Genomic DNA, 18,175 nt, shown 5'->3' on the forward strand with positions numbered 1-18,175 from the left:
GCCTTCGTGCTGTTACGGGTGGACCTTGACGAATTCCGGCGCGTTCTCGCAGGTCGTCAGCACGGCGTTCGGCGTCTGGCGCTCCTCGACCTTCTCGCCGGCAGCGACGGCGAGCGCGGATTCGACGGCGAGAACGCCCATCTTCTGCGTGCTCTGCGTGGCGGTGGCGATGAACGGGCCCGTGCACTTGGCGAGGTATTCGAGCGCCGAGACATCGCCGTCATAGCCGCCGATGATCACCTTGTCGGAGAGGTTGGCGACGTCGACCGCCTTGGCCGCGCCCATCGCGAGGCCGTCAGCCTGGCCGAAGATGATCGTGATGTCGGGATTCGCCTGCAGCATGTTCTGGGCGATCGTGAAACCTTCGTCGGCCGACCACATGTTGCTCCATTGCTGGTCGACCAGCTCGACGCCCTGGTTCTCGTCGATGGCGCGCTTGCAGCCGGTGAAGCGGTCGACTTCCGGCGTCGTGCCCTTCTGGCCGTGGATGATCGCCATCTTGCCCGAACCGCCCGCCTTGCCGATGATGTACTTGCAGACTTCATAGGCGGATTCGACGCTCTCGCCGGCGATGAACGTGTCGCCCGGGGCACCCTCGGGCGTGCGGTCGACGTTGATGACGGGAATGCCGGCCTCGCGGGCAAGGCGGGTCGGCACGGCAGCGGCGGCGGCACCGGCCGGGATGTAGATGAAGGCGTCGATGTCCTGCGTCATCAGGTCCTGAACCTGGCTGACCTGGGTGTTGGTGTCGTTCTTGGCATCGACCACGACCACCTCGATGCCCTTTTCCTTGGCATGCTTCTCGACGCCGAGCTTGATCTGGTTGAAGAAGTCGGCCTGCAGGTTCGGCACCGCGAGGCCGATCTTCTTGACCTCGGCGGCGGATGCGGGAAGCGCGAGGACGGACGCGGCGCTTGCCGCGATCAGCAGTCTGGACAGTTTCATGGTTTCTCCTCCGGTTTGCCCGGCAGCCCCCGCCCCTGCAGGAAGCCGCCTTCCTTTTGCCGGCCCGCACCATTGCGGGCCGTTTTCGCCACCCCGCCGGCGGCGGGGGTGAACGGGGTTACTTGCGCTTGCGGTAGGTCTCCGCCGTCACGGCGAGCACGATGACCGCGCCGATGATGACCTGCTGCATGAAGGGCGAGACGCTGAGCAGGTTGAGGCCGTTGCGCAGCACGCCGATGATGAGGACGCCGATGATCGTGCCGCCGATGCCGCCCGTGCCGCCCGAAAGCGAGGTGCCGCCGATGACGACCGCCGCGATGGCGTCGAGCTCGTAGGAGACGCCCGAGGACGGCTGGACGGAGTCGAGGCGGGCGGCGAGCACCATGCCGGAAAGGCCGGCAAGGAAGCTGCACACGACATAGACGAGCACGGTGGCGCGCTGGACGTTGATGCCGGCAAGGCGCGCGACCTCGGCATTGCCGCCGATGGCATAGAGCACGCGCCCGCCATGGCGGTAGCGCTGATAGAGCAGGCCGACGATGAAGACGACGATCATCACGGCGACGGTCAGCGTCAGGAAGCCGCCGAAGCGCACGATGGCCATCATGTTGAACCAGGCCGGAAAGCCGATGATCTGCTGGCCGTCGGTGATCATGTTCGCAAGGCCGCGCGTGATCGACATCATGGCAAGCGTCGCGATGAAGGCCGGCACGTTGAAGCGCGTGATCAGAAGACCCGCGACGAGCCCGTTGAGGGCGGCGACGAAGAGGGCGAGCGGAATGGCGATCCCCATCGGCAAGCCGGCGACGACGTTGAGATAGCCCAGCACCATCATGGCCAGCGCCATGACCGAGCCGACCGCAAGGTCAATGCCGCCGATCAGGATGACCATCGTCATGCCCACAGCCATGACGCCGAGCACCGTGATCTGGTCGAGCACGTTGAGGAAGTTGCGCACCGACAGGAACTTGTCCGTCGCAAAGGTGAGAAAGAGGCACAGCACGATGAGGCCGATCAGCGGCCCCGTGGCGCCGCGCAGCGAGGGCAGCGCAATACCGGCCACCCCGCGTCTTTCCTTCACATCCGCCACCATGAGCACTCCTCCCGACCGGTCTCCGCCTCGCGTTTCGCTTAACGCATAAATATTCATTAGTGTGTGTAAATTCGTAACGCATCCAAGCGGAGTGTGTCAAGGCGCCACTTCCGAATTCTTTAGCGGCTACTGATGGTATTTTCGCTTGACTTGTCCGGCGCCCATGCAAATATATGTATAACTGTATATTTATTCACAACGAGGGTTTCATGCAGCCGAACGATCTCGACCGCATCGCTCGCCAGATCCGCCTTCGCGATCTGCAAGCGGTTTTTGAAGCTGGCGCAGGCCATATCGGCGGGGAAATGTCCGCCATCGACATCCTGACGGCGCTCTACTTCCGCGTCCTCGACATCTCCCCCGAGGCGCCGAGACGGCCGGATCGCGACCGCTTCGTGCTGTCCAAGGGGCATGTGGCACTGGCGCTCTACGTGACGCTCGCTAGGCGCGGCTTCATTCCGGAAGAGGAGATCGCGACCTTCCTGAAGCCCCATTCGCGGCTCAACGGCCACCCGAACTGCAACAAGGTGCCGGGTGTCGAGACCAATACCGGCCCGCTCGGCCATGGCCTGCCGGTCGCGGTCGGCATGGCGAAGGCCGCCAAGCTGACCGGCGCGACCTACCGCGTCTACGTGCTGACGGGCGACGGCGAGATGCAGGAAGGCTCGAACTGGGAGGCGATCGCCTCGGCCGCACAGTTCGGCCTCGACAACCTGACGCTGATCATCGACCACAACCGCTTCCAGCAGGGTGCCTCGCTGAAGGACACCAACAACCTCGCGCCCTTCCCCGCCAAGCTTGAAGCCTTCGGCTGGGATGTCACCGAGATCAACGGCAATGCCATGGACGAGATCGTTCCGGCGCTGGAAAAGCGTGGGCGCCGCCCGCACTGCATCGTCGCCCACACCAACAAGGGCCACGGCATTTCCTTCATGCAGGACAAGGTCGACTGGCACCACAAGGTGCCCAATGCCGAACAATACGAAATTGCCGTGGCTGAGCTTTCGGAGGCCCTTTGATGAACGCCGTGACCCCTTCCGCCAAGCTTCACGATTGCCGCGACGCCTTCGTCGCCGTGCTGGAGCGCCTCGGCGCCGACAATCCCAAGGTCGTGGCCGTCTGCAACGATTCCGTCGGCTCCTCCAAGCTCGGCGGCTTCAAGGCCAAATGGCCCGAACGCCTCGTCAATGTCGGCATCGCCGAGCAGAACCTCGTCGGCGTCGGCGCCGGCCTTGCCAATGGCGGGCTGCTGCCTTTCGTCTGCGCAGCCGCCTGCTTCCTGACCGGCCGGTCGCTGGAGCAGATCAAGGCCGACATCGCCTATTCCAACGCCAATGTGAAACTCGTCGGCATCTCCTCCGGCATGGCCTATGGCGAGCTCGGCCCGACGCACCATTCCATCGAGGATTTCGCCTGGACGCGCGTCCTGCCGAACCTGCCGGTCATCGCGCCCTGCGATTCCATCGAGACGGCCGCCGCCGTGGAATGGGCCGCCAGGTATGACGGCCCGGTCTTCCTGCGCCTCTCGCGCGTCGGCGTGCCGGACCTGCTGCCGGCCGGCCACACCTTCGCGCCGGGCAAAGCCAACCTGCTGCGCGACGGCGATGCCGTCACCCTCATCGCCAACGGCACGCTGACCCACCGTATAGTGAAGGCCGCCGCCATCCTCGCCGAGAAGGGCATCGAGGCGCGCGTCCTCAACATGGCGACCGTCCGGCCGATCGACGTCGAGGCCGTGGTGGCCGCGGCACGCGAGACCGGCGCCATCCTGACCGCGGAGGAGCACTCCACCTTCGGCGGCCTCGGCTCCGCCATCGCGGAGGTCGTCGTGGCGGAAGCCCCCGTGCCGATGAAGATCCTCGGCGTGCCCGGCATTTTCGCCCCCACCGGCTCAGCCGAATTCCTGCTCGACGAGTTCGGCATGTCGCCCGCCGCCATCGCCGAGGCGGCCATCGCCCTGATCGCGCGAAAATCTTCCCGCACGTGATTGTGCGGGGCTAGATTTCGTGCCGGGGCGCGGCAAGACCTCCCTTTCGCCGCGCCCTCCAACTCCTGTTCACCGGAGCCGCCATGACGACCGCCATCCTCGCCATCGACCAGGGCACCACGAATTCGAAGGCCGTGCTCGTCTCCACGGACGGCGCGATCCTGGCCCGCGGCGCATCTCCCGTCGGCATCGAGCATCCGCAGCCGGGCTGGGTGGAGCAAAACCCGCAACGCCTTTGGGAATCCGTACAGGAGGCCATCGCCGCCTGCCTTGCGGCAGGTCCTGCGGTAAATATCCTCGGCATCGCCATCTCCAATCAGCGCGAATCCGTCACCATCTGGGATGCGGAGACCGGAAGACCGCTCGGCCCGGTCGTGAGCTGGCAGTGCCGCCGCAGCGCGCCGGCCTGCGCCGACCTGATCGCGGCGGGCCATGCGCCGCGCGTCCAGGCGCTGACCGGCCTTCCCATCGATCCGATGTTCCCCGGCCCCAAGATGAAATGGCTGCTCGACCGCGTGCCCGAGGGACGTCCCGTCCGGCTCGGCACGATCGACGCCTGGCTCATCCACTGCTTCACGGATGGCGCGGTCCATGCCTGCGACGCCGCCAACGCCGCGCGCAGCCAGCTCTACGACCTCAACCGACGGGAATGGAGCGACGAGCTCTGCGCCCTCTTCGGCGTCGAAAAGGCCGCCCTGCCAGAGGTGCGCGACAGCGCGGCCCGTTTCGGCGTGACGAGGAACGTGCCGGGCCTTGCCGACGGCATCCCGATCGCCTCGGCCATCGGCGACAGCCATGCCGCCCTCTTCGGCCACGGCGCCTTCAATCCCGGCGACGGCAAGGTGACCTTCGGCACCGGCTCGTCGATCATGACCACCCTGCCGCGCTTCATCGCGCCGGAACAGGGCATCACCACGACCATCGCCTGGTCGATCGGCGGCAAGCCGACCTACGCTTTCGAGGGCAATATCCTGGTCTCGGCCGCCTCGCTGCCCTGGATGGCCGAGATGCTCGGCCTGCCGGACGTGCAGGCCCTGACCGAGCTTGCCGCCACCGCCGAGCCCGGCGGACCCGGCTTCGTGCCCGCCTTCGTCGGCCTCGGCGCACCCTATTGGCGCTCCGATGCGCGGGCACTGTTCTGCGGCATCACCTTCAACACCAGCCGCGCCCAGATGGCCCGCGCGGTGACCGACAGCATCGCCTTCCAGGTGCACGACGTCTTCAAGGCGATGTCCGCGCAATCGCCGGTGCCGCTCGGCCGGCTCCATGCCGATGGCGGCCCGAGCAGGAACACCTTCCTCATGCAATGCGTCGCCGATACGCTGGGCCACGCCGTCATCCAGTGCGATGCGCCCGAGGCCTCCGCGCTCGGCGCGGCCTATCTCGCCGGCCTCTCGCTCGGCGTCTGGCCGGATCTCCCCGCCATCGCCGCCCTGCCGCGCGCCGCCAATGCCATCGCCCCGCGTGCTTCCGACGCCACACGACGACTTGCGGTCTGGAAAGACGCGATCTGCCGCTCGACCCTAACGGGTCCATCCACTATGAGTGAATAAAAATTCACTCATGGAGAACCCTATGGGAAGGCTCAACGAGCTGCGACTGATCGCCCGCGTTGCCCAGATGTACCATATCGAAGGCAAGCGGCAGGCGGAGATCGCCGAGATCATGCACATGTCGCAGGCGACCGTCTCGCGCATGCTGAAGCGCGCGGAGCAGGAAGACATCGTGCGAACGACGGTCATCCCGCCCGCCGGCACCTTCGCCGAACTCGAATTGGCCCTGCGCGAGCGCTACAGCCTGACCGAAGCCATCGTCATCGACTGTTCGGAGGACCGCGACGGCGCGATCATGGCCCGCATCGGCGAGGCTGCCGCCCATTTCCTCGAAGTCACCCTGCAGCAGGACGAGATCATCGGCGTCTCGAGCTGGAGCCAGACCATCCTGCGCATGGTGGACAACATCCACCCGCTGAAGAACGCCAAGGCAAAGTACATCGTGCAGATCCTTGGCGGCATGGGCGATGCCTCGGTGCAGATGCACGCCACGCAGCTGACGGCGCGCCTTGCCAAGCTCACCGGCGGCGAGCCGCGGCTCCTGCTCGTCCAGGGCATCACCTCCTCGCGCGAGGCGAAACTCGTCATGCTCGCCGATCCGGCCGTGCGCGAGACGATGGACCTCTTCGGCCGCCTCAGCCTCGCCATCGTCGGCATCGGCGCGGTGGAGCCGTCCGAAATGCTGGCCCGGTCCGGCAACACCTTCTCCCGCCAGGAAATGGCGATGCTGCACGAGGCCGGCGCCGTCGGCGAGATTTCCTACCGTTTCTACGACCGGGACGGAAAACCGGTGGAAACCCCGCTCAACGACCGCGTCATCGGCATCTCGCTGGAGGACCTGCGCAGGACCAACCGCGTCATGGCCCTTGCGGGCGGAGAATCGAAGACCGAGGCCATCGCCGGCGCCCTGAAGCTGGGCGTCATCGATGTGCTCGTCACCGACAAGTTCACTGCGGCACGGCTCACGGCCTGATCCATCCCGGACCAGTCCACGGCCTGCTGCGCATTATGGAGAGAAGACCATGAGACGTTTCGCAGGCCAGACGGTATTCGTCACCGGGGGCAACAAGGGCATCGGCCGCGGCATCGCCAAGCGCTTTGCCGAGGAAGGCGCGAGGGTCGCCATCGCGGCGATCGAGAAGGACACGGCCGCGGCCGCCGAGGCGCTGGCCGCGGAAACCGGCGCCGAGGTGATCGGCCTTGCGCTCGACGTGACCGACGCGAAAGCCGTGCAGGACGCCTATGGCGAGGCCGAGGGGAAGCTCGGCGCGATCTCCGTTTCCGTGCAGAATGCCGGCGTCATCACCATCGCCAAGGTGGAGAACCTCACCGAGCGCGAATGGGACCTCAACCTCGACGTCAACACCAAGGGCGTGTTCCTGTGCTGCCAGGAGGCGATCCGCCGCTTCCGCACCAGCGGCACGAAGGGCCGCCTGATCAACACCGCCTCCGGCCAAGCCCGCCAGGGCTTCATCTACACCCCGCACTATGCCGCCTCGAAATTCGGCGTCGTCGGCCTGACGCAGAGCCTCGCCAAGGAGCTGGCGCGCGAAGGCATCACCGCCAATGCCATCTGCCCCGGCATCATCCACACCGAGATGTGGGACTACAACGACCGTGTCTGGGGCAAGATGCTCGGCGAATACGGCCCGGGCGAGCTGATGGCCGAATGGGTCGAGGGCATCCCGATGGGCCGCGCCGGCACCCCCGCCGAAGTCGCCGCCCTCGTCGCCTTCCTCGCCTCCGAGGACGCCGCCTACATCACCGGCCAGACGATCAATGTCGACGGCGGACTGATCATGTCGTGACGCCGCAGCCGTCCGGCGGCTGTTTGGAGCATTTCCGCTTTCTCCCAAATCGCGGAAATGCTCCGTCGCCGCCGCCCTTGCAGGCCCGGCATCGGTCTATGGACGCTGAATCTTGAACGTCTTGACTTCATTGCCCCGCTCGATCGAGCGGTTGGCGATGAAGCGTTCCGATTTTGCCGCGTCCGTCTTCCTGTCCTCCAGATGCTGCAGCATGGCTGCGAGCCGCTTGACCGCCAGCGCCTTGTTGCGATGCTGGGATCGCTCGTTGCGGGCGATGACGCGCAGCCCGGTTGGAATGTGAATGGCCCGGACGGCGCTGTCCGTGGTGTTCTGGTGCTGGCCGCCGGGTCCGCCGGCCCGCAGGGTTTCGAACCGGATGTCGCGCGGATCGATCGCCACGTCCTCACCGCCGGAAAGGTCGACGCGCTGTACGCAGACGAACCAGTTCTGCCGCTTGTGGCCCGGACGCACCGGGCTCTTGAACAGGAACTTCACGGTGCCGCAGAACTCTGCGGCCATGCACGGTGCCGCTTCGCCCTCCAGGCTGACGAGGGCGGATTTCGGGCCGTGACGGTCCGGCATAGGCCCCGTGCTGACCTCGAAGAGGCAGCCACGCGCCGCCGCTTCCTTTTCCAAGATATCGAGACACGCCCTGACGGCGATGCGGCATTCGGCAGGACCGTTGCCGGCGGTGATCAGCAGATCAAGAGCGGTCATGCTTGCGCCTCCCCGTCTGGCGGTGATCCGGTTTGTCCGGGCGGCGGGCACGCCCCTCCTCGTCGACCGCCTTCTTGTAGGTGACGAGCGGCCGCATGGCGGCCAGGCTTTCGACGAGGCCCGCCGCCACGAGATCGGCAACCACCCGCCCTGCATCCTTGTAGGCGGAGGGCGCCTCTTCGATGACGAGCGCGCGGTCGTCGCATATGGCGATGCCACCCCAGGCATTGCGCAGGAGGTCGTCCCGTTCGGAGCGGGTCCGGCCGACGCGGCCGTGCATGGTGGCACGGTCGTATTTGCGCCCCGCACCGTGCGATATGCCGCCCAGCGAACCGGCGACCTTTTCCGTGGCCCGCACGATGTAGCTCAGCGTCGCGCGCGACCCTGCGAGCGGGGCGATCATGCCGGGATCGACGGCCGCCGCGCCCTTGTGGTGGACATAGCCCTTCCCGCTCCGGCGAACGAGATTATGCGGCACGTCGGTCACCGGGCGACAATCGGCGCCAAGCGCCGAGGCCGCCTTCTCGGCGATGAGGATGCGGTTGAGCGAGGCCCAGGCAACACACTGATCATGCCTGCCGAGCCAATGGAGGCCGGCCGGAGACGAGGCATCGAGCCCCAACATCAGGTCCGGTTCGGCCGAGAGACTGTCGGACAGGACAGTTGCTCCGAAGCCGCGGGAACCCGAATGGACGAGCAGGTAAAGTCCCTGGCGGTCGATGCCGGATACCGGCGAGGAGAAGCTCTCCACCGCCTGCAGCTCGCAGAAGTGATTGCCGCCGCCGATCGTTCCCAGCGCGTCCGCGAAGAGATCGCCCGGAAGGCCGACACCGTCGAGGCGCCCGGCAGCATCGTCGACCGCAAGCGCGTCGAACCGCCGGAGACGGCTTGCCGCCCTGTCGAGCTTCAGCTTCCGCAATGGAAGATCGAGCTCGAACAGGGACATGCCGCAGCCGATGTCGTTGCCGACGAGCAGCGGATGCAGCCTGTCCGACAGGAGCGCGACACCTGTCGCACCGTATTTGCCCGGATGGAGATCCGGGAAGGCCGCGATGCTTCTGACGCCCGGAAGGCGCGCCATCCTGTCGAGTTGGTCGAGCGCGGCGCCCTCGATCCAGCTTTCGGCCGAGAAATAGTGATGGATAGTCGCCGGCGTGCATGCCGGCTGGGTGGAGACAGACGTGTCCCCGAAAAAAGTGCCCATGATAGAACTCTGGATAGGTGCTCGTGTCCGCCGTCGAAGACGGCAGGTCGAACGATCCTCCTCAGCCAGGCTGAGTCAGACCGGAACCCCGATGGGGCGTGAGGAGATGTTCTGCATCGATCCGCTCCCTTTCCAGAAACACATTGACGGCGCTTATACGCGAATTCCGTCCCGTTTCAACCGTCATCGCACCGGCCGCCGCCACAAGGGCGACGGCCGGCGCGTCGTCACTTAACGCCTTTCCCGCCTCTTCCGCCACGGCGCGTCCCTTTGCCAGTCCCCGGCCATGATGCTCCCGAAGGGCACGACCTCGTCGACCACCTCGGCCAGGCCATAGTGCTCGATCTGGGCGCGGACATTGGCGGCGGACTTGTAGGCGCTGGGCAGCTCCGAAGCATCCGCGAAGCCGGAGAAGAAGCGGACGTCCAGCCCCGCCGTCTCCTTCTTCAGAATATCCGCCAGGTTGTTCGGGCTCAGGCCGCGGGCATCGGCGCCGTATTCTTCCGCAAGGCGCCGCATATGGGCGCTGCGGGAAAAATTGCGGCCGGCGCCATGCGGCGAGAATCCGAGGCCATGGGCGGCATTGGAGCCGCGAACGATCAGGATCGGCTCCACCATGTTGAGCGGAATGATCGTCAGGTCTGTCGCATCCTCGGCCCACTTGTCGAAGGCGGGCGTCGCTCCCTTGCCGTGGTAGAAGAGCCCGTCGGACTTGCGGAAGACGAAGTTGTGCTCGTTCCAGAAGCGGTCGGCCACCTTGGCCGAGAGCCTTTCCGCCGCCATATCGTGCAGGACGTAATGATTCTCCTTCGTCCACTGGCGGATCGTCTGGAGCGCCGACCAGTAGAGGTCGCCCTCCTCGGTATCGGCGGGAATCCAGGCGTTTTCCCGATGCGTCTGCGGCGACAGCTGCTCGCGGAAGCGATTGGCGACCTTCATGCCCTTGTCGTAGAGGCGCGCACCCGGTGCCCGCGACCCGTGATGGGTGACGAGCGCCGTTTCACCCGTCGATTTCATCGTCCCGACATAGGCGAAGTGGTTGCCGTCGCCCTGCGTCGCGAAGTGCTCGATACCGGCGCTGAGGGCGCCGTCCCGCAGGTAGGGGTTCTGCTGGAAGGCGGACAGCGTCGCCTGCGAGGGCTTGAACTGCGCACCGCGCGGGCGCCCGCCCGGACCGAAATGCGTCACCGCATGAACGGCGTCGAGCAGGGCCTTCCGATCGACATCGGGGAAGATGGAGATCGCCATCGAGCAGCAGATATCGGCCGAATGCATGCCGGGGTGAATCGCCTCGGATGCGACGACGCCGCCGACCGGGATCGTCCCGATCGGGCCTGCCGGGCAGGCGTCGGGCATGATCGCCGCCGAGCGCACCACGGGCGTGCGCACCAGCGCCCGCATCGTCGCATTGACCTTCTCCACATTGTCCTGCTCGAAGGCGTTTTCCGCGCGGATGTTGGAATAGATCTCGATATCGTTGTCCGCCCTCAGCGCAAGCGTCGGGCCCGGCTGGAAGGCGCGTGCCGCTTCCAGCGCGCCCTCCATCGAACCGCCTTCGCTCAAGACCGTGTTGGCGGCGTCCAGCGCATCGCGGAACCACTTGCCCTGGGGCATGCCCGCATCGATCAGATCCTGTCCGCTTACTACCTGTTTCATCGCTTCTTCTGCTTCTGCAGTCCTTCTGGTCCTTCGAGTTTCCTGTCCCCGGGCGACAAATTCAGGCGGAAGACGTTTCCGCACGCATTCCATTTGCATGGCGCGATGCGGCCCATGTAGTCTTCCGCAGCATTCGCCCGGGGCCTCTTGCCATCCCGGCGACGAACCTTGGCGGGACGGTTTCTGAGCTACGCACATCCTGACGAACATGCGGGATGGATCGAACATCCGACCTGCACACCGGATATCCGGCGAGCCGCTCTTACCTGTAGTCCCACCGGCATTCGCCGGGCATTCCCTATGCAAGCCCTTGCAGCGGCGACGAGGATGAACGAAACCGGATGGCCCCGCTCGTGCCAGAGAGCGTATGCCCAGGAGGAGTCGAACCTGCCAGACCATCCAACGGTGGTGGCTGTAGTTCCGTCCGGCATTCGCCGCTGCAAGTCTTCCATGGGCAATAGCCTTCTTGCCCATGTCGTTCGTCCGTGACGACGAGGTGTGGTGAAACGACCCGCTCTATCCGCTGAGCTACGGGTCCATGGTTGGGGGACCCGGCGGGATTCGAACCCGCGACCTGGAGGTTAACAGCCTGTAGTTTCATCCGGCATTCGTCACGGTCCCCGTGCCGTTCACGGGCGGCACGGGGGTATTGCTTCATGTCAGAGCTCGATCGCCTCGATTGCCCTCACCCAGCCGTCGGCGCCCTTGCTGTCGGCGGCGAAAGCGGTGATGACCCCATAGACGGCATCCGAGAAGCCGCCGATGTTGAGCACGTCGTTCCGGGTCGGCGCCTGCGTGGTGGCGTGGGGCTGGAGATCGAGGCAGACCAGCTTTGCAGCCGGGTTGACGCGCTTGATCCGTGCCCATTCCGTCATCACGCCCGTCGGCTGACCGGCCTTGCGCGCATCCACCCAGGATTCGTTGTCCGAGATGAACACGACGAGATCGACCCTGGCCTTCTCGTCCGCGAGCTTGCGCAGCGGTGCGGAGCAGTTCGTTCCCCCGCCGCCGATGGCCGCCAGCTTGCCGGCATTGGTCATCACCGAATCCCGCCGGTTGAGCGCGACGTTCACCACGCCGGTCTCGAACGGCAGCACCCGTGCCTTCGGGTTGCGCTGCAGGAAGGCCGCCGTCATCAGGCCGGCGACATCGATGCAGCGGACCGCCGACGTTGCCCCCTTGCGGTATCCGGTCACCGGCGACGCCATGGATCCGGAAACGTCGGGGCACAGCACCACATTGCCGCCGAACGACGGCACGTTGGCGATCGCGATATCCATCGCGTCCCGCAAGGCATCGCGCACGACATCCGGAACCTGGCCGTCGACCATCTTCCACGCCATCATCAGCTGATAGGGGAAGACCCTGGCCTTGCGGACCTCGTCCGGATCGGCCAGCCGTGCAGCCAGCGCCTCGGCAAAACCCTCGACCTCGAACACGCCGTTGCGCGCGAAGGTGTTGAGGTTCTGCCGCACCATCTGCCAGCCGCCCTTGCGGGCGATCTCGACCCAGTGCTCGCGCGTCAGCGGCAGCGAGGTCAGCATCTGGAACGGCACGTCCGGCACCGGCCGCGTCTGGTCGCGCCGGAAGGCTTCCAGCGCCTTGACGAGGTCCGGCAGCGCCGCAACGTCGTGCGGCTTGCCGATCGCCCAGGCATAGAGCGCCCTGCGTTCCTCCGACACCGGCTTCGGATGCACCATGCGGATGACATCGGCCAGCGACGGGTCGTTGCCGACCATGGCACGCAGGATCTGCTCGGTGCTTGCCCGTTCCAGCCATGCCTGCACGGCCTTCTTCGGCCGCGTGCCGAGCGACTTGCGCCCCGTCGCGCCGGAGCGCATCACCTGGACGAAGCCGCGCAGCATCTTGCCGCTCTTGACGACGCGCGGAAAGGCGCGGGCGAAAGCATCGCTCTCAAGGCTGGACAGCATGGCCAGCAGGGTGACCGGCATGTCCTTCATGTGCCCCTTCCCGGCCGCGTGGATGGCCACCTTGGCAAGGAATTCCGGCTCGACCTCGAGGGCCAGCGCCTTCACCGCCTCCAGCTGCTCGGCACCGTCGGCGTAGAACGTACCGTTGAACGTGCCGGTCACGGCATACTGCGCCAGCGCCTCGCGCGGCGTCAGCCTGTAGGCCGGCGCGGCTTCGTGGTTTTTCGTGTCCGTGCCGGGAAGCAGCTTTCCGAGATAGGTTTTGAAGATCGCCTTGTTGACCATGACGGCACCTCTTGTTTGGTTCGTGCCAGATACATTTCAAGCGGCGTGCCAGTTTGACGAAATAATCTCTCAGAAGCGGAAATTTTCTTCTATCTCGCTGTAATTAATATCTAAAAATTATTCCTGCCCATACACCGGCCCAAATTGCCAAAATTCGACGCTCCCATTATCCTATCCAAAAATATCCATCCTTATAAAATTGGATAAGACATGAAGCGGCGTGTCGCCATCAGTATCCTGGGAACCACCCTCGACATGGGGAAATGGGACAATCGCTGGAGCCGCTGGCGGCCCAATGTCGGGCTCTGCCAGCAAGCCGGCCTGTTCATCGACCGGCTGGAACTCATCCATGACAACCACGCGAGCGCCCTCGCCACGCGGATCATCGCCGACATCGAGACCGTGTCACCGGCCACCGAGGTGCGCAGCAATGTCATCAATTTCCGCGACCCGTGGGATTTTTCGGAGGTTTACACGAACCTCCGGGACTTTGCGCGCGGCTACCCGTTCGACCCCGATACCGAGGATTATCTCGTCAACATCACCACCGGAACGCATGTCGCGCAGATCTGCTGGTTCCTGCTGACCGAGGCCCGCATCATCCCCGGCCGGCTGCTGCAGCTCTCGCCGCCGCGCGATCGCGATCCGGGTGCGGACTTCGCCGGCACGCACCGGATCATCGACCTCGACCTCTCCCGCTACGACGAGATCGCCAAGCGCTTTGCCTCCGAGCGCGAGGAGGCCGCCTCCTTCCTGAAATCGGGGATCTCCACGCGCAACACCGCATTCAACCGGATGATCGACGAGATCGAGCGCGTGGTGATCCGCTCGGCGGCACCGGTCCTGCTGACGGGACCGACCGGCGCCGGCAAATCCCAGCTCGCCAGGCGCATCTACGAACTCAAGAAAGCGCAGCGGAAGGTCAGCGGTCCCTTCGTCGAGGTCAACTGCGCGACATTGCGGGGAGACCAGGCAATGTCGGCGCTGTTCGGCCATGTCAAGGGCGCCTTCACGGGGGCCGCCGGCGAGCGCGCGGGCCTCCTGCGCTCTGCGGATAAGGGCGTGCTCTTCCTGGACGAGATCGGCGAGCTCGGCCTCGATGAACAGGCCATGTGCCTGCGCGCCATCGAGGAAAAACGCTTCCTCCCCGTGGGCGCCGACACCGAGGTCTCCGCCGATTTCCAGCTTCTCGCCGGCACCAACCGCGACCTCGCCGAGGCCGTGCGCCTCGGAAGGTTCCGCGAGGATCTCTTCGCCCGCCTGAACCTCTGGACGTTCCGGCTGCCGGCACTTCGCGAGCGCACGGAGGACATCGAACCCAATCTCGATTTCGAGCTGCGCCGCTTCCTGGAGCGCGAGGGCCAGAACGTGACCTTCAACAAGGAGGCGCGCGAACGCTATCTCGCCTTCGCCACCGGCCCTGACGCCGCATGGAACGCCAATTTCCGCGACCTTTCCGCATCCGTCACCCGCATGGCCACGCTCGCCCCGCTCGGCCGCATCACCATCGAGGTCGTCGACGACGAGATCCGGCGGCTGAACACGGCCTGGCACGGTGCTTCACGGCAGACGGTATCCGACGACATCCTTGTCGAGCATCTGGGCGAGGATGCCGCGGCGCAGCTGGACCGGTTCGAAGCCGTGCAGCTCGCCGCCGTGCTGCAGACCTGCCGCAAACATGCCAGCGCCAGCGCGGCGGGCCGGGCGCTGTTCGCAAGCTCGCGCCTGGAAAAGAAAAGCAGCAACGACGCCGACCGCCTGTCGAAATATCTCGCGCGATTTGGCCTGAGGTTCAATGATGTGAGCATGCTGCGCTAGGTTGCCGATCTCCATCGAGACACCGGCTGGATTCGAATCTGCGGCGTGGCGTCATGCCGGGCCGCGTCAGTTTGCCCTCTTTCCGGCGCCTCGCATGAACAGCTCCCAAGCCTGCTCGAAATAGGCATCGCGCGCTTCGGTGGAGGCGAAGGCGGCGCTTCCGAGCATGGCATAGGTGATCGGCTTCACCGTCAGCGAATAGATGAGTTGGTCGGCGATGAAGGCCGCCTCTCCTTTCGCAAGGTCACCGCTTGCCTGCGCGGCCTCGATCAGCTCGATCAGACAGCGGACGGTCGGGTCGCTGCTCGCCCCGTCGGCAAGGCTCTGCCTGAACATCGCGGCTTCGCTCAGGGTGATGCGTTTCATGGCGATTTGCTGCGGCTCGAGATGGGCGGTCAGGAACCAGTGGCCGGCCACCTTGAGCCGCTCCAGCGGCGCGCCCGCGGGTGGAACGGTCATTTCGAGGCTGCGCAACGCGCTTGCGCGGATGCGCTCTATAACGCCGCGGAACAGCGCTTCCTTCGATGGGAAGCGCCTGTAGACCGTGTCCTTGCCGGCACCGCAGGCAGCCGCGATCTTCTCCATCGAGGTGCCTGCATAGCCCTGCGCCGCGAACATGCCGGTCGCGACATCGAGAATCCTGGCCGTCAGCTCTTCGGATTTCTGCCGCGACGGCCGGCCGGTTTTCGAAGCACGGGCCTGTTCGTCGGGGCCTGATGCACCTTCGACACCGATTTCCGCGGCCGATCGCCGAACGCCATCCGCCATGCTCCGCTCCGACATCGCTGAATTTCCCATCATGCTCGTTTGCGCCCTTCCTTAGCAGATCCCACCGCTCCCGCCCAACCCTTGGCCGACCGCGGGCGTCGGGCAAGGCGGCGCCCCAAAATATGAGTTTCAAGCTCATATAATTAACTGGACACTACCGTCCCGTTTGATTAATAGACGACTCCGACCGACGGGGCAAATGCCTGCCGCCGTGATGGTGTCCGAGGGTCGGACAAGGGGCTGGGGATACACAATGGGACGCAAGCTGACCTACCTTCTCGCAACTGCCAGCCTCCTGCTCTTGCAGGTTGCCGGCGCGCACGCTCAGGACGCCGCGACCCGGCTCGAGACGATCGTCGTCGAGGGTGAAAGCGAAACCCCGCGGAAGGGCGATCGTTATGTCGTCAATCGGACGACCACCGCGACCAAGGGCGCGACGCCGGTCGAGAGCACGCCCCAATCGACGACGACCGTCAGCCGCAAGCAGATGGATGACCAGAACGCCCAGACGGTGCAGAGCGCGCTGAACTATACGGCAGGCGTTCTTTCGAACGTCGATGAGAACAGCCGCTTCGACAGCCTCTCGATTCGCGGTTTCGGCGGCTTCTTCAGCGCCATGCGGACCGTCGATTATCTTGATGGCTTGAAGCTTCCGCGCGGCCAGGCATGGGGCATACCGCAGATCGACCCCTTCCTGCTCGACCGGATCGACGTGCTCAAGGGTCCGTCGGCGGTTCTCTACGGCCAGGGAAGCCCCGGCGGGCTCGTCAACCAGATCAGCAACATGCCGAGTGCCGATCCGTCCCACGAGCTGCGCCTTGAGACCGGCAGCCATGGCCGGGTCCAGGCAGGCGTCAGGAGCCGCGGCGCGCTGAGCGAGGACGGCGTCCCGCAATATTCGTTCAGCGCGATCGGCCGCCAATCCGGCACGCGCCATGACGACGTGGACGAACAGCGCCTTGCGGTCGCGCCGGCGCTGACATGGCAGCCGGACGAGGACACGAGCCTGACGCTGCTCGGCTTCTACCAGAAGGACCCCGAAGGCGGCTACTTCAACCACATCTATCCGCGTTTTCTGGCGCCGGCCGCATACCGCCCCTACCTGACCGGCGGCCTCAATGTCGGCGACCCCTCGTATGACAGCTACGACCGTGACCAGTTCGGCATCGGTTACATCTTCGAACACCGCTTCAACGACGCGGTGAAAGTGGGTTCGCGCCTACGCTATGGCGGCCTTGATTCGACATTCCGGACCCTTCAGATCTCAGGGCCGCTCACTCCCGACGGCCTGCTGCCGCGCTGGGCGGCGCACTCGGCGGAAAACGTGCGCGGCGTGAGTGCCGACAACAGCGTGGAACTGAGCTTCGCGACGGCGGCCCTGGAGCATAAGGTCCTCGTCGGCGTCGACGTCCAGCGCTCGACGAGCGATTTCCTGTTCCTGCTCGGCGGCGCCCAGTCGCTCGACGTGACAAATCCGCAGTACGGCCTACCCGTCGGGCCGTTCGCCACCTTCACGGATGCAAAGCAGGATTTGCGGCAGACCGGGATATATCTCCAGGATCAGATGACCCTCGGCAATCTGCATATTCTGCTGGGCGGCCGCTACGACTGGTCCCGGGAAGGCTCGCTCAACCGTCTCACGGGCGTTCGGCGCAACCAGACGGAACGCGCGGCCAGCTACCGGGCGGGCCTGCTCTACGAGTTCGACAACGGCATCGCCCCCTATCTCAGCTATTCGACATCCTTCGAGCCCGTCGTCGGCGTCGGATCGGACGGCCGGCCTTTCGTTCCCACGGAGGCCGAGCAGTTCGAGATAGGCGTCAAATATTCGCCCGAAAGCCTCGATGCCATCTTCACCCTCGCCGCCTTCGACATCAAGCAGAAGAATGTCCTCACGCCCGGCCCCGTGCCTGGCTTCAGCATCCAGCAGGGCGGGGTCCGTTCCCGCGGCATCGAGTTCGAAGCACGTGGGAACGTGACCGACAATCTCGAACTGATCACAGCCGTCACGCTGCTCGAAACCGAGATCTCCCGATCGAACGTCGTTCCGTCGATCGTCGGCAACCGGCCGCAGGGCGTGCCGCGGTATTTCGGCTCACTCTGGGCGAACTACACCTTCGATGACGACGTGTTCGACGGCCTTTCGGTCGGGGCCGGGGTGCGGATCGTCGGCAGCAGCTACGCGGACGATGCAAACGCCGTCCGCACGCCGGGTTACGCCCTGGTGGACGCGGCCCTGCGCTATGATCTCGGCGCGGCCAATCCGGCCTTCAAGGGAGCGGAGGCGACCCTCAACGTCACGAACCTTTTCGACAGGGACTACTATTCGGGTTGCAGCAACGGCTTCTACTGCCAGGTCGGAAAGGGCCGCGAAGTCGTGGCCGGCCTTCGCTATCGCTGGTAACGGGCA

14 protein-coding genes are annotated in these 18,175 nt (G+C 65.4%); 7 read left to right on the forward strand and 7 right to left on the reverse strand.

Annotation, left to right across the window (positions count from 1 at the left end; genetic code table 11):
* Positions 1–12: 12 nt before the first annotated feature.
* Positions 13–945, reverse strand: a complete 933-nt coding sequence (locus AABF56_RS25355) for a substrate-binding domain-containing protein (RefSeq protein WP_244766305.1) — start codon at positions 943–945, stop codon at positions 13–15.
* Between the two features lie 118 nt (positions 946–1,063).
* Positions 1,064–2,038, reverse strand: coding sequence for an ABC transporter permease (locus AABF56_RS25360; protein ID WP_244766304.1), 975 nt, complete (start codon positions 2,036–2,038; stop codon positions 1,064–1,066).
* A gap of 209 nt (positions 2,039–2,247) precedes the next feature.
* On the opposite strand from AABF56_RS25360, the gene AABF56_RS25365 reads away from it, so the two are divergent.
* From AABF56_RS25365 to AABF56_RS25385, 5 genes are all read left to right on the forward strand, one after another.
* A complete protein-coding gene (locus AABF56_RS25365; protein WP_272807672.1) occupies positions 2,248–3,057 on the forward strand; it encodes a transketolase in 810 nt (269 codons plus the stop codon).
* On the forward strand, positions 3,057–4,025 hold the full coding sequence (locus tag AABF56_RS25370; RefSeq protein ID WP_272807671.1) for a transketolase family protein: 969 nt from the start codon (positions 3,057–3,059) through the stop codon (positions 4,023–4,025). Before AABF56_RS25365 ends, AABF56_RS25370 begins: the two co-directional genes overlap by 1 nt.
* Before the next feature lie 83 nt (positions 4,026–4,108).
* Positions 4,109–5,578 carry an FGGY family carbohydrate kinase gene (locus AABF56_RS25375; protein WP_272807670.1) on the forward strand — a complete coding sequence of 490 codons (1,470 nt, stop codon included), beginning with the start codon at positions 4,109–4,111 and terminating at the stop codon, positions 5,576–5,578.
* A 22-nt stretch (positions 5,579–5,600) separates the two neighbouring features.
* Positions 5,601–6,551, forward strand: a complete 951-nt coding sequence (locus AABF56_RS25380) for a sugar-binding transcriptional regulator (RefSeq protein ID WP_272807669.1) — start codon at positions 5,601–5,603, stop codon at positions 6,549–6,551.
* A 49-nt stretch (positions 6,552–6,600) separates the two neighbouring features.
* Positions 6,601–7,386, forward strand: a complete 786-nt coding sequence (locus tag AABF56_RS25385) for an SDR family oxidoreductase (RefSeq protein WP_272807668.1) — start codon at positions 6,601–6,603, stop codon at positions 7,384–7,386.
* Positions 7,387–7,482: 96 nt separating this feature from the next.
* Here the strand turns inward: AABF56_RS25385 and prfH are convergent, their stop codons facing one another.
* The 4 genes from prfH to AABF56_RS25405 form a co-directional block, all read right to left on the reverse strand.
* Positions 7,483–8,103 carry a peptide chain release factor H gene (gene prfH, locus AABF56_RS25390; RefSeq protein WP_272807667.1) on the reverse strand — a complete coding sequence of 207 codons (621 nt, stop codon included), beginning with the start codon at positions 8,101–8,103 and terminating at the stop codon, positions 7,483–7,485.
* The gene (locus tag AABF56_RS25395; protein ID WP_272807666.1) at positions 8,090–9,307 is read right to left on the reverse strand and encodes an RNA ligase RtcB family protein; all 1,218 of its coding nucleotides are present in this window, start codon (positions 9,305–9,307) and stop codon (positions 8,090–8,092) included. The genes prfH and AABF56_RS25395 overlap by 14 nt, the downstream gene beginning before the upstream one ends.
* A 231-nt stretch (positions 9,308–9,538) precedes the next feature.
* On the reverse strand, positions 9,539–10,963 hold the full coding sequence (locus AABF56_RS25400) for an RtcB family protein (RefSeq protein ID WP_272807665.1): 1,425 nt from the start codon (positions 10,961–10,963) through the stop codon (positions 9,539–9,541).
* Positions 10,964–11,622: 659 nt separating this feature from the next.
* Entirely contained in the window at positions 11,623–13,179 is a 1,557-nt protein-coding gene (locus AABF56_RS25405; RefSeq protein ID WP_272807664.1) for an RNA-binding protein, read from the reverse strand.
* Positions 13,180–13,389: 210 nt separating this feature from the next.
* Between AABF56_RS25405 and rtcR the strand changes: the two genes are divergently transcribed.
* Entirely contained in the window at positions 13,390–14,997 is a 1,608-nt protein-coding gene (rtcR, locus tag AABF56_RS25410; protein ID WP_272807663.1) for an RNA repair transcriptional activator RtcR, read from the forward strand.
* Positions 14,998–15,063: 66 nt separating this feature from the next.
* Here the strand turns inward: rtcR and AABF56_RS25415 are convergent, their stop codons facing one another.
* Complete coding sequence (locus AABF56_RS25415) at positions 15,064–15,765, reverse strand: TetR/AcrR family transcriptional regulator (protein ID WP_272807662.1); 702 nt, start codon at positions 15,763–15,765, stop codon at positions 15,064–15,066.
* A gap of 253 nt (positions 15,766–16,018) precedes the next feature.
* Between AABF56_RS25415 and AABF56_RS25420 the strand changes: the two genes are divergently transcribed.
* Entirely contained in the window at positions 16,019–18,169 is a 2,151-nt protein-coding gene (locus tag AABF56_RS25420; protein WP_272807661.1) for a TonB-dependent siderophore receptor, read from the forward strand.
* The last annotated feature ends 6 nt before the right edge of the window (positions 18,170–18,175 follow it).

This window comes from Shinella sp. WSC3-e (assembly GCF_945994535.1).
GTDB lineage: Bacteria > Pseudomonadota > Alphaproteobacteria > Rhizobiales > Rhizobiaceae > Shinella > Shinella yambaruensis.

Bases quoted from the DNA above. Each gene is read 5' to 3' on its own strand.
- AABF56_RS25355 (WP_244766305.1), bottom strand. From the start codon at position 945: ATGAAACTGTCCAGACTGCTGATCGCGGCAAGCGCCGCGTCCGTCCTC.
- AABF56_RS25360 (WP_244766304.1), bottom strand. From the start codon at position 2,038: ATGGTGGCGGATGTGAAGGAAAGACGCGGGGTGGCCGGTATTGCGCTG.
- AABF56_RS25365 (WP_272807672.1), top strand. From the start codon at position 2,248: ATGCAGCCGAACGATCTCGACCGCATCGCTCGCCAGATCCGCCTTCGC.
- AABF56_RS25370 (WP_272807671.1), top strand. From the start codon at position 3,057: ATGAACGCCGTGACCCCTTCCGCCAAGCTTCACGATTGCCGCGACGCC.
- AABF56_RS25375 (WP_272807670.1), top strand. From the start codon at position 4,109: ATGACGACCGCCATCCTCGCCATCGACCAGGGCACCACGAATTCGAAG.
- AABF56_RS25380 (WP_272807669.1), top strand. From the start codon at position 5,601: ATGGGAAGGCTCAACGAGCTGCGACTGATCGCCCGCGTTGCCCAGATG.
- AABF56_RS25385 (WP_272807668.1), top strand. From the start codon at position 6,601: ATGAGACGTTTCGCAGGCCAGACGGTATTCGTCACCGGGGGCAACAAG.
- prfH (WP_272807667.1), bottom strand. From the start codon at position 8,103: ATGACCGCTCTTGATCTGCTGATCACCGCCGGCAACGGTCCTGCCGAA.
- AABF56_RS25395 (WP_272807666.1), bottom strand. From the start codon at position 9,307: ATGGGCACTTTTTTCGGGGACACGTCTGTCTCCACCCAGCCGGCATGC.
- AABF56_RS25400 (WP_272807665.1), bottom strand. From the start codon at position 10,963: ATGAAACAGGTAGTAAGCGGACAGGATCTGATCGATGCGGGCATGCCC.
- AABF56_RS25405 (WP_272807664.1), bottom strand. From the start codon at position 13,179: ATGGTCAACAAGGCGATCTTCAAAACCTATCTCGGAAAGCTGCTTCCC.
- rtcR (WP_272807663.1), top strand. From the start codon at position 13,390: ATGAAGCGGCGTGTCGCCATCAGTATCCTGGGAACCACCCTCGACATG.
- AABF56_RS25415 (WP_272807662.1), bottom strand. From the start codon at position 15,765: ATGGCGGATGGCGTTCGGCGATCGGCCGCGGAAATCGGTGTCGAAGGT.
- AABF56_RS25420 (WP_272807661.1), top strand. From the start codon at position 16,019: ATGGGACGCAAGCTGACCTACCTTCTCGCAACTGCCAGCCTCCTGCTC.